Here is a 15,834-nt window from a genome sequence, read left to right on the forward strand (position 1 = left end):
TCGGCAACGTTATGAGGCAAGCCATGCACAATCGCTCTTTTGCCGGAACGATGCGGCACGCACTGCTCGGTCTGGCGCTCTGCCTGCCGATGGCAAAACCGGTCGTGGCAAAAGAGACCGCCGCTGCAACCGCGCACCTGCGCCTGACCATCGTGCTGGTGCGGCATGGCATCCGTGCACCGACCCAGCCCGGCAGCGAGCTGGATCGCTACAGCGCGCAGCCATGGCCGCACTGGCCGGTGGCCACGGGCCAGCTGACGCCGCACGGACGAGCCGGCATGCAGGCGCTGGGCGCACGTTATCGCGCGTTATTCGCGCCGCCGCTCGGACTGGCGGCCAGTGGCTGCGCGGGCACCGAACAGATCGTCACCATCGCCGACAGTACCGCCCGCAACCACGCCAGCGCGCAGGCGCTGCTGCAGGGCATGGCGCCGGGCTGCGCAGTGCACTACCAGGCCCTGCCGGAGGGCGAGCGCACTGTATTGTTCGATGGCGGCAAGGCGCCCACGCCGCCGGTGCGGCTGGAAGCTGAGACGCGCGCGCAACTGGCGCACTTGCAGGCGGTGTTGAGTGCCTGCCAGCACGGACGCTGCGCCACGCCGCCGCCTACCCGCCTGCTCTACGAGCCGGCCACGCGCGACGGCTCGCCGGCCGCGGCCAGCACCCTGAAGCTGGCCGGCGGACTGGCCGAGAACCTGATGCTGGAAGACATCGAAGGCTTCGATGCGGCGCAGCTGGGCTGGGGCCGTGTGGATCGCGCCGCAGTGGCGCAATTGATTGCCCTGCACAACACCTCGTTCGCCCAGAGCAAGCGTCCGTTGCCGGTTGCCACGGCGGCGGCATCCAACCTGCTCGCGCATCTTCTGGCCACCGTGCAGGCCGCGGTCGGGCAGACGCCGTCGGTAGCGGCATTGGCGCCGCCTTCCACGCGGCTGCTGGTGCTGGTGGGACACGACACTACCTTGGCCACGCTCGGTGGACTGCTCGGCGTGCAGTGGCATCGCAGCGATCGTCCCGACGACTATCCACCCGGCGGTGCGCTGGTGCTGGATGTGTTCGAACGCGACGGCATGCCGTTGCTGCGCGTGCGGACCTTGATGCCCAGCCTGGCGGCGTTGCGCCGTGGGCGCTTCGACGGCGATGCGCTGGCCTCGTCCACCCTGGTATTGCCCGGTTGCCACGGTCAGGCCTTGTGTCCATTGCCGGTTGCGTTGGCCTGGCTGCGCACGCGCATCGATCCGGCCCAGGTGCAAGTGGCGTTGCCGGCCATGCAGTCCTGGCCGGCGTCACCGTAGCGCATGTCATGCGCGGCGAGTGCGCAAGAAGCGGCTTAGTGACGCGTTGAGAGCCGAAGCGCCTTGCGTGCACGCAGGGCAATCACTCCTCGCCGTGCTCGCCGCGCGCCTTCCAATAGCCTTTTGCGCGCACCCATTCCTTGTCCACACCCACGTGGTCTTCGAGGAATTTGCGCATGGCGCGCGCGCGCATCGATTCGGCGCCGATCCAGTAGAACGTGTCGCCATCCTCTGGCTCGTAGTCGCGCAGGCTGTCTTCCAGCAGGGTGCTGCTGACGGCATCGAAGCCATTGCGCTCCAGCCAGTTCACCCGCACCTCGGCCGCGCTGAGCAGTTCCTGCCGCTCGGCGGCATCGGCGATCTCGATGAATACTTGCGCGTGCATGTCGGCGGGCATCGCTTCGAGCCAGCGGCCGATCGCCGGCAGCGCGGTTTCGTCGCCGATCAACACGTAGTGGTCGTAGTCATCGGCAACCAGGAACGAGCCGCGCGGGCCGCCCAGTTTCAGTGGATCGCCGGGCTGTGCGCGCGCGGCCCAACCGGACGCCACGCCCTCGCCGTGCAACACGAAGTCGATGCTCAACTCGCCGCTCTGCGGATCGAAATCGCGCGGCGTGTAGTCGCGCGCCGGCGAAGGCAGCGCGCCTTCTTCGTAGCGCGGGCCTTCCGGCGTCATGGTCGGCAGGACGAAGGCGCCGTCGGCGTTGGGAAAGAACAGTTTGACGTGATCGTCCGGCGCATCGCTTTGAAAGCCGGCCAGGTCGCTGCCGCCGAACACGATACGGCGCATATGCGGGGTGATCGCTTCGCAACGCAGCACCTGCACGGAACGCAGGCGTGGGTCGCGACGGAGTTGGGTATTGGTGTGTGCAGCCATGGAATGCAATTCCTGGAGTGCCGCACGGATGCGCGGCGGTGCGGGGGAAGAGGGAGCGTTACGAAATCAATGCGTGATCAGTCAATGACGTGGTGAGTGGCGATCGGCCATGCTGGTGTGCTGTCATCCAGCGCAACGGCGTGGTCTTCAGCTCTGCAGGAGAAGTGCCCGCAGGGGCAGATGAGGGGGCGTGTGAAGCTGCATGCAATTGCATCGCTTCACCTCGAATCGGGGCAGCGGGGGCGTTGTATCGCCCTGCGCGGTTCGCAGATCGCTGTCGGGCCGAGCCCAGGCGTTACCGCACACCCGCTCAGTCGTCGTCGCGCTCCATGCCGTCGGCGGCGGCGTTGAGTAATGCAGCAATTCGCGCGGTTTCTGTCTCGCTCCATTGCCCATGGCGCGCGAACAAGCCATGTTTGATGCGATGAATCGCCTCGCGAATCGGGGCCGGCGTTTGCGACTTGATCAGCTCACGCGCGCGTCGATGGGTGCGGGCCAGTGCGGCATCGAGCGCATCGCGTTGCTGTGCAACGTAGTCGCTGCCAGCGGCAGTGACCTGATAGCGCTTGCGGCCGGCATCCAGATCGGTGTGCACCCAGCCGGCGGCCTCCAGCTGCGCCAGAGCCGGATAAATCGCCCCGGCGCTGGGCGTGTACAGCCCTTTGAAGAGGGCGGCGATCTGCCGCATCAGCTCATAGCCATGGCACGGGCGCTCGGCAATCAGCGCCAGCAGCAGCAGGCGCAGATCGCCATGCTCCAGCGGGCGCACGCGTGCGCCGGCACCGCGCGCGCGGGCAGGTGCCGCATCGAGATCGGCCGTTGGCCTGACGGGCGGGCGCTGTTTCATTCGATATATCGAAGCATGGAGAAACGATATATCGAAGTGCGCTGATGCGCAAGCGCTCGGCTTGCAGGCGGCTGACCGCCTGCCCAGTGACAGACCCGCATGCTGCAACGCGTCTAGACACCCGTACAATTCATAATTACGATGTAATTACTTTGACATTACGGGCTCGTCCCCGGCGAGGCAGAGGCATGAGTCGACAGTGGGACACCCAGGCCGAAAGCCGGCGTCAGCGTCTGCAGCGGGCCGCCGCGCTGGCGCCGCAGGGTCGCGTGGTGGCTGCCGAGGATGTCGTGGCGTTGCTGGAAGCGGTCATCGAGCCCGGCGACCGTGTGTGCCTGGAGGGCAACAACCAGAAGCAGGCCGATTTCCTGGCGCGGTGCCTTACCGAGGTGGATCCGGCGCGCGTGCATGACCTGCACATGGTGCAATCGGTGTTGTCGCTTGCCGCGCATCTGGACGTATTCGAACGCGGCATCGCCAAGCGCCTGGATTTTTCGTTCTCCGGCCCGCAGGCCGCGCGCCTGGCCGGGCTGGTGAGCGAAGGTCGCATCGAGATCGGCGCCATCCACACCTATCTGGAATTGTTCGGCCGCTACTTCATCGACCTGACCCCGCGCATCGCACTGGTCACCGCGCAGGCGGCCGATCGTCACGGCAATCTCTATACCGGCCCGAATACCGAAGACACGCCGGTGATCGTGGAGGCCACCGCGTTCAAGGGCGGCATCGTGATTGCGCAGGTCAACGAAATTCTCGACACCCTGCCGCGCGTGGATATTCCCGCCGATTGGGTGGATTTCGTGACTCAGGCGCCCAAGCCCAATTACATCGAACCGTTGTTCACCCGCGACCCGGCGCAGATTTCCGAGATCCAGGTGTTGATGGCGATGATGGCCATCAAGGGCATCTATGCCGAATACGGTGTGGACCGGCTCAATCACGGCATCGGTTTCGACACCGCCGCGATCGAACTGTTGCTGCCCACCTACGCCCAATCGCTGGGGCTGAAGGGCAAGATCTGCCGCCATTGGGCGCTCAATCCGCATCCGGCGCTGATCCCGGCCATCGAATCGGGCTTCGTGCAATCGGTGCATTCGTTCGGCTCCGAGCTGGGCATGGAAAACTACATCGCCGCGCGTCCGGATATCTTCTTTACCGGCGCCGACGGCAGCATGCGCTCCAACCGAGCGCTGTCGCAGACCGCCGGGCTGTATGCCTGCGACATGTTCATCGGCTCCACCTTGCAGATCGATCTGCAGGGCAACAGCTCCACCGCCACGCGCGACCGCATCGCCGGTTTCGGCGGCGCGCCCAACATGGGCTCGGATGCGCGCGGTCGCCGGCATGCCAGTGCTGCCTGGCTCAAGGCCGGGCGCGAAGCGGCAACGCCGGGCGAGATGCCGCGCGGGCGCAAGCTGGTGGTGCAGATGGTGGAGACCTTCCGCGAACACATGGCGCCGGCATTCGTCGACAAACTCGACGCCTGGGAACTGGCCGAGCGCGCCAACATGCCGCTGCCGCCGGTGATGATCTACGGCGACGATGTCAGCCACGTATTGACCGAAGAGGGCATCGCCAACCTGCTGTTGTGTCGCACGCCGGAAGAACGCGAACAGGCAATCCGCGGCGTGTCCGGCTATACCGCGGTGGGCCTGGGGCGCGACAAGCGCATGGTCGAAAACCTGCGCGACCGCGGCGTCATCAAGCGGCCGGACGATTTGGGCATTCGCCCGCGCGATGCCACGCGCGACCTGCTTGCAGCGCGCACGGTCAAGGACCTGGTGCGCTGGTCCGGCGGCTTGTACGACCCGCCGAAACGTTTTCGCAATTGGTAAGGGCACAGCATGGAAACCCTGCGATATCGCTTTGATGGACAGCGCGGTGCACGCGCCGGGCTGGAACACGCGCTGGTCGGTGTCGTGGCCTCCGGCAATCTGGAAGTGCTGGTCGAGCGCGTGCCGCTCGAGGGCGCCATGGAGATCGAGATCCTCACTGCCGCACGCGGCTTTGGCGCAATCTGGCAGGCAGTGCTGGACGATTTCGCTGCACGCCATCCACTGCGCGATGTGCGCATCAGCATCAACGATGTCGGCGCCACGCCGGCGGTGGTGAGCCTGCGCCTGGAACAAGCGCTGGATGTGCTGCAGGGAGCTGACGCATGAGCCGCCCACTCCGCTGCGTAGGAGCGCACCCGGGCGCGACAGGCGTTCCCAATAACGCTGCGGTCGCGCCCAGGCGCGCTCCTACGCAAGTCATCGGGAGTTGCACATGAGCACCGTTCCCATGGCCCAGCGCAGCTACTACGAAGCCGATGCCCGCGAACGTATCGAGGGTCTGCTGGATGCCGGCAGCTTTCGCGAATTCGTTGGTCCGCGGCGTCGCTTGATCAGCCCGCACCTGGCGCAACTGGACACACCCGGCGCCTTCGACGACGGCATCGTGGTGGGCGAAGGCACCTTGCGCGGCCGCAACGTGTTGATCGCTGCGCAGCAAGGCGCCTTCATGGGCGGCGGCGTGGGCGAAGTGCATGGCGCCAAGCTCACCGGCCTGCTGGAGCGCGCCGCAACCATGCAGCCGGCAGCGGTGCTATTGCTGCTGGACACCGGCGGCGTGCGTCTGCACGAAGCCAATGCAGGGCTCATCGCCATTTCCGAAATCATGCGTGCCACCTTGAGCGCGCGTGCCGCCGGTGTGCCGGTGCTGGCCTTGATCGGCAGCGGCAACGGTGCGTTCGGCGGCATGGGCATCGTGGCGCGCTGCTGCAGCGCGGTGATCATGTCCGAAGAAGGCCGCCTGTCGTTGTCCGGCCCGGACGTGATCGAAACCGTGCGCGGGGTGGAAGAGTTCGACGCGCGCGACCGTGCGCTGGTGTGGCGCGTCACCGGCGGCAAACACCGCTACCTGCTTGGCGAAGCCCACACGTTGGTGGCCGATCGCATCGATGCCTTCGCCGATGCAGCGCTGGCCACGCTCGATGCACTCACCGAAGCGACGGGTGAGGCCGCATTGCAGGCACTGGAGCATGCGCAGCAGCAGTTGACAGCGCGCATCGATGCCTACGGCGATTGCCGCGACGGGCTGGAGATCTGGAAGCGTCAAGGCATCGTCGATGCGCAGCGCCTGCCGCTGCTCGATACCGAGGCCTTTCTTGCCGCGACCGCAGACCGGAGCCTTCCATGGACCTGAGTCACTTGCTCGATCAGCTGTTTCCGCTCGGTCACGCCATCGCGCGCAACGACGATGTGCTGACCGGCAGCGCAACCACCGCCGCCGGCGATGTCACCGTGATCGGTACCGCCAACAAGCTCGAAGTCGGTGTCGATCACGCCTTGGCCCTGGCTGCCACTGTCTTGGCGAGTACCCGCGCATACCCGCAGCGCCCGATCGTGATGCTGGCCGACACCGCCGGGCAGCGGCTGGCACGGCGCGACGAACTGCTCGGCATCAACGGGTATTTCGCGCACCTGGCGCGTGCGCTGGAGTTGGCACGCACGCGCGGTGCGCGGCTGGTCACGCTGGTCTATGGCGAATCGGTCAGCGGTGGATTCCTGTCGTTCGGGTTGATGGCCGACCATATCCATGCATTGCCCGATGCGCAGATCCGGGTCATGGATCTGCGTGCGATGGCGCGCGTGACCAAGCAATCGGTCGACACCTTGCAGGCGTTGAGCAAGAGCTCGCCGGTGTTTGCGCCGGGCGTGGAAAATTACGTGCGCATGGGCGCGGTGGAATCGCTGTGGGAGGGCGATCTGGCGCAGGCGCTGCTCGACGCACTGGCCGCGCCGGCCGACGGCGACCAGCGCCGTGCACGCGGCGCGCAACGCGGCGGGCGCACGCTGGCGCGCGATGTCGCCAGCGCCGTGGCTGCGGGCGAGGCCTGAGCATGGCCGGCCGCCACGCTCTGGTGTGGTTGCGCGAAGATGCGCAGTGGCAGGCCGTCACGCCTGGCGCGCAGCCACGGCTGCGGCAGTGGTTCGCGGCGGGCCTGCCAGCGGTGGTGGCGCGTGGCGATGGCAGTCAGGCACCCGGCAGCGTTCGGCTTGGCGTGCCGCTGCCGCCCAGCGAAGGCAAGCAGCGTTTGGCCCTGCAGGCGCACGTGGCCGATATCGCACGCTGCACTGCCCCGCTGACACTGGATGCGGTGACGCCACAGGCGCCTGTCACGGTGCAGCCGGTACTGCAGGCCCTGCTCGCTCAAGCGCACACGCATGCGTTGCACCCGCACGTCTTCGGCAGCTTTGCCTGGCAAGCCCTGACCGGCCTGACGTATGTGCACGCGCAATCGGATCTGGATCTGCTGTGGCCCATCGAAACGCCAGAGCAAGCGTGCGCGCTGGTCACGCTGCTGCAGCGCTGGGAGCAGCAGCACGGGCTGCGTGCCGATGGCGAACTGCTGTTGCCCGAAGACAACGCGGTGAACTGGCGCGAGTACGCCGGCACTGCGCAACAGGTGTTGGTGAAATCCAACCAGGACTGCCGGTTGTTGCCGCGTGCTGCGCTGTTTCCGATCCGGAGTGCGGCATGAGCGCACAGCTGCAGCAAACCTGGGCTGCCGGTGCGCCTGCACCGCCGCGCGATGCTGCCTACCAGCTCGCACGTCTGGCGGTTGGCGCCCTGCATGCAGAGCTGGCCTGCGCGCCCAAGCCGGGCTTGGTGACGCCGTTCGACAGCGGCAGCCACACCGACATGGATGCCGCCACCTTCATGCGTAGCCTGTTCGCCTTGCGTGGCTATTTTGTCGCCATTGCCCAGGCCGGCATCGACCATGCGCCATTCGAGCGGCTCCGCGACCTGGGTATCGGGGCCGAGTCCGCGATGTTGCGCGCCACCTGTGGCATCAATACGCATCGCGGCGCGGTTTTCAGCCTTGGCCTGCTCACTGCGCAGGCTGCACGCCTGTGGGTTGCGCAGCGGCGGCGACCCACTGCAGAACAGGTCTGCAATAGCGTACGCGCCTGGCGCGATGCATTGCAGGCTGCACCGTTGGATCCGCACAGCCACGGCCAACGGGTGCGTGCGCAGTACCGCATCAGTGGCGTGCGCGAACACGCCGCGGCAGGGTATCCGGTGCTGCGCGAGATCGCCCTGCCTGCGTTGCGTACTGCGCTTGCGGGGGGCGCCACGCGTGAAGCGGCGCTGGCGCAGACCTTGATGCAGCTCATCGCCCAGGTGGACGATCTCAATCTTTTGCATCGTGGCGGGGCGGAGGGCCTGGCATTCGCCAAGGCGCAGGCGGCAGCCTTCCTTGCCGACGGCGGCGTTGCGCACCCTCAGTGGCGCGTGCAGTTGCATGCCATCGGCCAGCAGTTTGTCGCGCGTCGCCTGAGCCCTGGCGGCAGCGCGGATCTGCTGGCCTGTGCATGGTTCCTGCATCGGCAGGAGCTGGCATGAGCCGCGTTTGCTCGCTGGCTGCAGAACATGTGGTGCATGCGCAGGCGCACTGCCGCGGCGTTCTGCTCAGCGGCGCAACGCCGGCTGGCCTGCCCGCCGTCGCAACACACCTCGCACATTGCTCCTCAGTCGACCTTCGCATCCAGGTGTCTCGCCACATCGCTTGCAATGCGGAACACGGCAGCGTGCGCGCAAGGCATTTCTGCGAACACGGTCAGGCTACCGCATGAGCCTGGCCGTGCTCTGCCCGGGCCAAGGCGGCCAACATGCCGAGATGTTCGCGCGTGTCGGCGATGCGCCTGCGGCAGCCGCCGTCCTCGCCAGCGCACAGCGCGTGCTTGGCGCCGCACCACAAACACTGGCCGCAGATCCGGGCCGCTACGCCAATGCCATCGCACAGCCACTGGTCTGCGCCGGTACGCTGGCGCACTGGCAGGTGCTGCATGCGCAACTTCCCACGCCGCTGCTGGTGCTCGGCTATAGCGTTGGCGAGCTTGCCGCCCACGCGGTGGCCGGCGGCATGTCCATCGACACCTGCCTGCAGCTGGCAGCGACGCGCGCCCGGTTGATGGATGCGGCCAGCCCGCAGCAGGCAGGGCTGATGGCGGTAGTCGGTGTGCCCTTGCGCGGCCTGGAAACGCTGTGTCAGACGCACGGCGCAGCGCTCGCCATCATCAACGGCGACGATCATGCCGTACTCGGCGGCCCGCGCACTGCATTGCAGGCGCTTGGCGAGGCTGCCAGCGCACAAGGTGCGCGCGTCACGCTGCTGCCGGTCAGCGTGCCGGCGCACACGCCGTGGTTGAGCGCGGCTGCCGAAGGCTTTGCCATTGAACTGGCAACCGCAGACCTCGTCGCGCCCAAGTTGCGCGTCTTGGCAGGCATCGATGCGCGTGCGGTCGGTACGCACGCCCTGGTGATCGACACGCTGTCCAGGCAGATCGCGCAGACCGTGCGTTGGTACGACGTGCTGGTGCAAGCCGCCGAGCGCGGCGCACGCGTGTTTCTCGAACTCGGCCCCGGCAGCGCATTGGCGCGGATGGCGCGCGAGGTGCTGCCGGCATGCGAAGCGCGCTCGGTGGACGAATTCCACAGCACTCAGGGTGTTCTCGAATGGGTCACGGCTGCGTGCGAGCGCGCGGCATGACGGTCCGGCAGGTGCTGCACACGGTGTGACCCCAGGGTGGCGGGCGGCCATCCGTGTTGTACGCGTATCAGGTGTCTGGGAGGGCGCATGACCCCGCAAATTGCAACGATTCTTGGCTTGGTGATCATGTTCATCGTCGCCACCGCATTGCCCATCAACATGGGGGCGGTGGCGTTCGCGCTGGCCTTCATCATTGGCGGCGTGTGGGTGGGGCTGGAGGGCAAGGAAGTGCTGGCCGGCTTTCCCGGCGACCTGTTCCTGACCCTGGTGGGCATTACCTATCTGTTCGCCATCGCGCAGAAAAACGGCACCATCGATTTGCTGGTGCACTGGGCAGTGCGCGCGGTGCGGGGGCGCATCGTCGCCATCCCCTGGGTGATGTTCGTCATCACCGGGCTGCTGACCGCATTCGGTGCGCTGGGGCCGGCAGCGGTGGCCATCATCGGGCCGGTGGCGCTGCGCTTCGCCAAGCAGTACCGCATCAACCCGTTGATGATGGGCCTGCTGGTGATCCACGGTGCACAGGGCGGCGGCTTCTCGCCGATCAGCGTGTATGGCGGCATCACCAACAAGGTGGTCGAAAAAGCCGGGCTGGACGTCAGCGAGATGGCGGTTTTCCTCACCAGCCTGGGCTTCAACCTGATGATGGCGATCATCTGCTTCTGCGCCTTCGGTGGGTTGAAGCTGATGCGCCGGCAGGAGCTGTCGCTGGCCGATGCGCAGTACGTGGCGGTTGCCGGCGACCAGGCATCGCACCGCGGCTTCGCGATCGAAGGGCATGGCGCGCTGGTGGCGCCGGGCGGCGGCACCCTGTCCACCGACCCGCTGGCATTGGAGGCGGTGTTCATCACCCGCGACCGCGTGATCACCTTGATCGGCCTGCTGGGCCTGGGCGTTGCTGCGCTGATCTACAACCTCAACGTCGGCCTGGTCTCGATCACGGTGGCGGTGGCCCTGGCGCTGATCTCGCCCAACGCACAGAAGGGCGCGGTGGACGGCATCAGTTGGTCGACGGTGCTGCTGATCAGCGGCGTGGTGACCTATATCGCCGTGCTGGAAAAATCCGGTGCGGTGGACTACATCGGCACCGGCGTGTCGCACATCGGCATGCCGCTGCTGGGCGCGCTGCTGGTCTGCTACGTCGGCGGTATCGTCTCTGCATTCGCCTCCTCGGCAGCGGTACTGGGCGCCACCATTCCGTTGGCGGTGCCATTCCTGATGCAGGGCCAGTTGGGCGCGGCCGGGGTGATTTGCGCGCTGGCCGTGTCCTCCACCATCGTCGACGTCAGCCCGTTTTCCACCAACGGCGCGCTGGTGGTGGCCTCGGCGGCCAAGGAAGAGCGCGACGGCCTGTTCCGCCGCTTCCTGATCTACAGCGGCCTGGTGGTGTTGCTGGGGCCGCTGGCGGCGTGGCTGGTCTTCGTGGTGCCGGGCTGGCTGTGATGCGGTCCGCGCGCCACAGCGCAGCGGGGCGCCCACGTAGAATGGGTGCCCCGACCCGATGCCGACAGCCTGCCCGCCATGACCCTCGCTCCTGATTCGCGCGCCTCCAAAAAGCGCGTGCCGCTGTACGAGGAAGTGGCCGAGCGCCTGCGTCAGAAGATCTACGATTACGCGCTGCCGCCGGGCGAGTGGATCGACGAGCCGGCCCTGGCCGAAGAGCTGGGCATCAGCCGCACGCCGCTGCGCGAAAGTCTCAAGCTGCTCGCGGCCGAAGGCCTGGTGCAACTGGATGCCGGCCGCGGCAGCCGGGTCACCCGGCTGACGCTGGAAGACCTCAACCAGTTGTTTCCTGTGATGGCGATGCTGGAAGGCCGCTGCGCGCACGATGCGGTCAAGCGCATTGATGCGGCCGGCGTGCAGCGCCTGGAAGAGCTGCACGCGGCAATGGAAGCCGCATCGGCGGCCGGCGATGTGGCCGAGTATTACCGCAACAATTACCTGATCCACGAAACCGTGCAGCAGTACGCCGGCAATCCATGGTTGATCCGGGTGACGCACGATCTGCACCGCATCTTGAAGATGCACCGCGGCCGTCAGTTGCTCACGCCCGGGCGCATGGCCCAATCGCTGGCGGAACATCGCCAACTGATGGACTGCGTGCGACGTGGCGATGCCGAAGGCGCCGAGCGCACCATGCACGGGCACCTGTTGAGCCAGGGCCAGGCCCTGGCAGCGTATGTCGCGGCCGGTGGCATGCTGAACGTACCGGCGCCGTTGCCGCGGGTAGGTGGGGTGTAGAGATTGGCACGGTCCGGGCGCAGCGCCAGGCGCCCCGAGATCCCGCCTTCCTTCCTCCCATCGCAAGAAGGTGCCCGACGGGCGGATGAGGGTATGTCGACACGCATCACCGGCAATGCCCAGCGCTTGCCAATGCGCAGTTCCGCCGCCTAATCCCCGCTCAACGCAAGCAAGTCTTCCACGCGTTCGATCAACCGCGTTCCGGCCAACCCGGCGAACACGTCCGGATGCGCATAGCCCCAGGCCACTGCGGCAAACGGCAGACCCACGAGCTGTGCGGCTTCCCAGTCGGCGACCTGGTCGCCCACGTAGACCGCTTGCGACGCAGTGTGCCCGGTGGCACGCAGCACACGACGCAAGGCGCGTTGTTTGCCCAGCAGATGCGCGCCGCCTTCGATGACGGCAAATGTGGCGCTCAGCTCTGCGCCTAGCGCGCGTTGCACGTTCTCCACGGAGTTGGACGACACCACGGCCAGCCGGCTGCCGCCGGCATGCAACGCGCCCACGGTGTGGGCAATGCCGGGAAACAACGCCACCGGTGGCGCGGCGCGCATGAGCCGGATGAAGTCGGCCGCCACCCATGGCACGCGCCACGCGCTCAGGCCCGATGCCTTGAGCAATTCGCGCGTGCTTAGTCGACGTGCATCGTCGACTTCATGCGCTTGCGCGGCGCGAAAGCCATGCCGTTCGGCCAGCAGCCGCTGGGTGCTCAGGAAAAAACCAAACGAATCGGCAAGCGTGCCGTCGAAATCGAAGATGATCAGTGCGGGCATGGCAACGCGCAGGGCAGGGCGTCATAGCCTAACCAAGGTGGTGCCGGCACCCACGCGCACAGGTCCCCACATGTGCGCGCAGGCGACGTCGGCGGCGACATCGATGTGGCGCGCAGTCGTCAGCCCCGATGGAAAGCCCGCAGCGACCGCACGGCGCGCGTACAAGCCGCAACGTGCCTTGCCGCGCCCGGCGGTGGGCCCCGTCGGTAGTACAGCTGCGCTCAGGCTTCGGCGAAGTGCGGCACGATCGGCGTATCGCTTTGCGCGCTCTGTTCGATCACCTTGCGCTGCATCGCCGCCAGGTACGCGTCCAGCTCTTCGGTGGAGGCGAACACGTCGCTCAACGGCACCGCCTTGACCATGTCGAAGACCTTGCGGATCTGCGGTTGCGGGTTGCTCACCAGCACCTTGCCCTGGCGCGTGGCCAGCGCCTTGCGCGCCTTGAAGATGCAGCGGATGCCGGCGCTGGAAATGTATTCCAGTGCGCTCAGGTCGAGCACCAGCGTGGTGATGCGGGTGCCCAGCAACGGCGACAGTGCCGCGTCCAGGTCCTGGTAGGTGTGGGTGTCCAGCCGCCCGGTCAGAATGACGCGTTGACGGGTGTCTTGCGGCGGGTCGATCTGAATGGCGAGCGTGGTCATGACAGGGCCTCGGGGACAGGGGCGTACGGGTGCAGCAGGGTGACGCGCACGACGTTATATGCACCATCGCGGCGGTAGTCGATGTGATCGGCGAACTGATGGACCAGAAACAACCCCAGCCCGCCGATGGCGCGGTCGTCGAGCTCGTCGGTCACCTCGGGCATGGGCGCGGCGCAGGGGTCGAAAGCGCTGCCTGCATCGTGCATTTCCAATACCAGCGCCTGCGCGTCCAGCTGCAGCTGCAAACGCAGCGGCTGTGCCGCGCACTGGCCGTGGGTCAGCGCATTGCAGCCGAGCTCTTCCACGATCAGCCGTACCTGGCCGATGCGCTCGGCGTGCAGGCCCTCGAGCGTGAGCGATTGTTCCAGCGCATCGTTGGCGCCCGCCAGCTGGGCCAGCGATGGCGCGATGGCCAAATCGAGCTTCATGCAGTCGTTGCCTTTCCGGGCGCGTCCCGGCCAGCGTGTGCGACCCGCCCAGCATGCTCCTGGCGCAGCCGGATCGCCAGCAGCGTGATGTCGTCGTACGGATCGGCCGTGCCGGTGAAACGGGCGATATTGGCGATCACCGCCTTGCACTGCGCCGCCGCGCTGCGGCGCGGGTGCAGCGCCGTCAGCAACCGCTCCAGTCCGTAGCTGGCGCCGCGCTCGTCCATCGCCTCGGTCACGCCATCGGTGTAGCCCAGCAAGGTCTGCCCGGCGCTCATGCGGCCCTGCAGCACCGGGTAGGATTCCTGCGGCTCGATCCCCAGCGGTGCACCGGTTTCCAGCGGCAACGGGCGCGCCTTGCCATCGATATCGATCAACAAGGGCGGCTCGTGCCCGGCGCTGGCCAGCCAGTAGTCGCCGCTGACCACGTTGATCAGGCCGCACAGCACGGTGGCGAACATGCAGGTCTCGTTGTTTTCGGCCAACCGCGTGGAGGCGGCAATCAAAATCGCGTCCGGGCGCGTGTACCGCCGTGCGGCAATCTCCAGCACGCTCACCGCGCGCGCCATGAACAAGGCCGCCGGCACGCCCTTGTCGGAGACATCGCCCACCACGAACCACAGCAGGCCCGGTTCGGTTTCCACGAAGTGGTAGAAATCTCCGCCCACCGCCTTGGCCGGCTCCAGCCATGCGCAGGTTTCCAGATGCGAACTGGCGCGGTCGAAGGTGCGCCCGGAAGGCAGCATCGCCTGCTGGATCTCGCGCGCAATCTGCAGCTCGCTGTGCATGCGTTCGCGCGCGGCGGTCATCTCGCCGATCTCGGCGATGTGGTGGCGGATGGCATCGCGTGCGCTGTCGAAGGCGCGTGCCATCACGCCTACCTCGTCGTCGCGTTCGATGTGCTGCAACGGGTATTCGAATTCGCCGCGCCGGAAGTGCTCGGCGGTGTCCGTCAGTTCTTCGATCGGCCGCGTCAACTTGCGCGTGATCCGCCGCATCAACCACCACCACACCAACGCGCCCAGCAGCGCGGCCAGCGCCACCCACGCCGCCAGCCAGTTCAGGCCGGCCAGCACGTAGCCTTCGGAGGCCGACAGCACGAAGGTCCAGCCGCTGCGCCCCACCGCCGCGCTGTGGGTCAGAAAGCGCTCGCCATCGGGCGCGGTGTGCGAAAACGAAATCGGCTGGCCGGCAGCCACGGCGCGCTGCAATGGCCGCAGATCCGGGCGCGACCGGGCCACGTAGGCCGTGAGCGAATGGCGCAGATTCAGTGCCGGGTCGGGGCTGAAGACCAGCAGGCCTTCCGGCGACAGCAGCATCGTCTGGATGCCGATATCGCGCGGCAGCTGATCGATGATCTCGCGCAGATGCTGCAGCGGCAGATCCACGCTCACCATGCCGACCGGCGCCGTATCCGGTGCATCGCCAGGCCGGCGCAGCGGCAGGTTGTAGCTGGTGTACAGGCCGCCGCCGTTGGCATCCAGGTAGGGCTCGGACCACCATGCGCGGCCCTCGCGCTGGGTGCGCAGATACCAGGGCATCGCGCGATAGTCATAACCCAGTTCCAGCGCGGATTTTTCTGCGATGCGCGTGCCGCTGCGGTGCACGTACCACACAAACCCGCTGTCGCCGGCCTTTTGCGTACGCGGTGCGATGATCAGCCGCGCCGCCCCGATATCCGGGTCGCCGGTGAGCGTGGCCAGCAGCAACGCACGCAGATTGAACGGCTGCAGCCCCACGCCGCTACTGCTGGCGGCCAGCGTGCGCCCGCTCACCTGCACCGAATCGAGCAAGGCCGCCAGGCTGCGCGCGGTCTGTTCGGTCAGGCCATCCACCTCGGTACGCGCCGCCTCCACCAGCTCGGCGCGTGCGCCCAGGTAGAACACCGTGCCCAGCACCGTCAGCAGGGCCACCAGCACTGCGGTGGCCGCCAGCAGCACACGCATGCGCAAGCTGCGGCGCCAGGGCATGCGCGCGGCGACCGATGTCTGGGGTGGCAGTGATCGCGGGCGGTTGCGCATGGCGCATTCTTCGTGGCAGCAGCTGCGCTGGATCATGGCAGCTTTGCTGCCACGCACAACTCTCCCTGGCAGCCTCATCCTCACGAGGTTTCGATTGACCGGCCGAACGCGAGCGGACTAGATTGGCCGCCCACCTGCCACGGAGGCCGGCCTTGCGCCAGATGTTGACCCCA

The 15,834-nt window shown here is 67.1% G+C and carries 16 protein-coding genes; 10 read left to right on the plus strand and 6 right to left on the minus strand.

All coding sequences use genetic code 11. The annotated features are described in order from the left end of the window. Window positions 1-23 precede the first annotated feature (23 nt). A complete protein-coding gene (locus ACDH77_RS02715; protein ID WP_303403491.1) occupies window positions 24-1,295 on the plus strand; it encodes a histidine-type phosphatase in 1,272 nt (423 codons plus the stop codon). A gap of 82 nt (window positions 1,296-1,377) precedes the next feature. Here the strand turns inward: ACDH77_RS02715 and ACDH77_RS02720 are convergent, their stop codons facing one another. Together ACDH77_RS02720 and ACDH77_RS02725 are read right to left on the minus strand one after the other, a co-directional pair. Further along, entirely contained in the window at window positions 1,378-2,172 is a 795-nt protein-coding gene (locus ACDH77_RS02720) for a siderophore-interacting protein (protein ID WP_218489073.1), read from the minus strand. A 310-nt stretch (window positions 2,173-2,482) separates the two neighbouring features. Beyond that, entirely contained in the window at window positions 2,483-3,019 is a 537-nt protein-coding gene (locus tag ACDH77_RS02725; protein WP_136733504.1) for a PadR family transcriptional regulator, read from the minus strand. A gap of 188 nt (window positions 3,020-3,207) precedes the next feature. On the opposite strand from ACDH77_RS02725, the gene mdcA reads away from it, so the two are divergent. The 9 genes from mdcA to ACDH77_RS02770 all read left to right on the plus strand — a co-directional run bounded on the left by mdcA (window position 3,208) and on the right by ACDH77_RS02770 (window position 11,798). Further along, the gene (gene mdcA, locus ACDH77_RS02730) at window positions 3,208-4,854 is read left to right on the plus strand and encodes a malonate decarboxylase subunit alpha (RefSeq protein WP_109291282.1); all 1,647 of its coding nucleotides are present in this window, start codon (window positions 3,208-3,210) and stop codon (window positions 4,852-4,854) included. Between the two features lie 9 nt (window positions 4,855-4,863). Then, window positions 4,864-5,181, plus strand: a complete 318-nt coding sequence (gene mdcC, locus ACDH77_RS02735) for a malonate decarboxylase acyl carrier protein (protein ID WP_029818538.1) — start codon at window positions 4,864-4,866, stop codon at window positions 5,179-5,181. 121 nt (window positions 5,182-5,302) lie between these two features. Next, window positions 5,303-6,205: a biotin-independent malonate decarboxylase subunit beta gene (locus ACDH77_RS02740; RefSeq protein ID WP_372353882.1), complete on the plus strand. Its 903-nt coding sequence runs from the start codon at window positions 5,303-5,305 to the stop codon at window positions 6,203-6,205. Further along, a complete protein-coding gene (gene mdcE / locus ACDH77_RS02745) occupies window positions 6,196-6,900 on the plus strand; it encodes a biotin-independent malonate decarboxylase subunit gamma (RefSeq protein ID WP_031420883.1) in 705 nt (234 codons plus the stop codon). The genes ACDH77_RS02740 and mdcE overlap by 10 nt, the downstream gene beginning before the upstream one ends. A gap of 2 nt (window positions 6,901-6,902) precedes the next feature. Beyond that, entirely contained in the window at window positions 6,903-7,544 is a 642-nt protein-coding gene (gene mdcG, locus ACDH77_RS02750; protein ID WP_127167667.1) for a malonate decarboxylase holo-[acyl-carrier-protein] synthase, read from the plus strand. Then, complete coding sequence (gene mdcB / locus ACDH77_RS02755; RefSeq protein ID WP_065627934.1) at window positions 7,541-8,410, plus strand: triphosphoribosyl-dephospho-CoA synthase MdcB; 870 nt, start codon at window positions 7,541-7,543, stop codon at window positions 8,408-8,410. Before mdcG ends, mdcB begins: the two co-directional genes overlap by 4 nt. A 226-nt stretch (window positions 8,411-8,636) precedes the next feature. Continuing rightward, complete coding sequence (gene mdcH / locus ACDH77_RS02760; RefSeq protein WP_372353714.1) at window positions 8,637-9,557, plus strand: malonate decarboxylase subunit epsilon; 921 nt, start codon at window positions 8,637-8,639, stop codon at window positions 9,555-9,557. Window positions 9,558-9,644: 87 nt separating this feature from the next. Beyond that, window positions 9,645-11,000 (plus strand): SLC13 family permease, encoded by a 1,356-nt coding sequence (locus tag ACDH77_RS02765; RefSeq protein WP_011346235.1) that lies wholly within the window; start codon window positions 9,645-9,647, stop codon window positions 10,998-11,000. 78 nt (window positions 11,001-11,078) lie between these two features. Further along, a complete protein-coding gene (locus ACDH77_RS02770; protein ID WP_008576608.1) occupies window positions 11,079-11,798 on the plus strand; it encodes a GntR family transcriptional regulator in 720 nt (239 codons plus the stop codon). Between the two features lie 149 nt (window positions 11,799-11,947). Here the strand turns inward: ACDH77_RS02770 and ACDH77_RS02775 are convergent, their stop codons facing one another. The 4 genes from ACDH77_RS02775 to ACDH77_RS02790 all read right to left on the minus strand — a co-directional run bounded on the left by ACDH77_RS02775 (window position 11,948) and on the right by ACDH77_RS02790 (window position 15,745). Continuing rightward, on the minus strand, window positions 11,948-12,571 hold the full coding sequence (locus ACDH77_RS02775; protein WP_008576610.1) for an HAD hydrolase-like protein: 624 nt from the start codon (window positions 12,569-12,571) through the stop codon (window positions 11,948-11,950). Between the two features lie 221 nt (window positions 12,572-12,792). Beyond that, window positions 12,793-13,212, minus strand: coding sequence for an STAS domain-containing protein (locus ACDH77_RS02780; RefSeq protein WP_011346238.1), 420 nt, complete (start codon window positions 13,210-13,212; stop codon window positions 12,793-12,795). Beyond that, window positions 13,209-13,640 (minus strand): ATP-binding protein, encoded by a 432-nt coding sequence (locus ACDH77_RS02785; RefSeq protein WP_007969522.1) that lies wholly within the window; start codon window positions 13,638-13,640, stop codon window positions 13,209-13,211. Before ACDH77_RS02785 ends, ACDH77_RS02780 begins: the two co-directional genes overlap by 4 nt. Next, a complete protein-coding gene (locus ACDH77_RS02790; protein WP_033479142.1) occupies window positions 13,637-15,745 on the minus strand; it encodes a SpoIIE family protein phosphatase in 2,109 nt (702 codons plus the stop codon). The genes ACDH77_RS02785 and ACDH77_RS02790 overlap by 4 nt, the downstream gene beginning before the upstream one ends. Window positions 15,746-15,834: the final 89 nt, after the last annotated feature.

The sequence above is a fragment of the Xanthomonas axonopodis pv. maculifoliigardeniae genome, assembly GCF_041519315.1.
GTDB lineage: Bacteria > Pseudomonadota > Gammaproteobacteria > Xanthomonadales > Xanthomonadaceae > Xanthomonas > Xanthomonas euvesicatoria.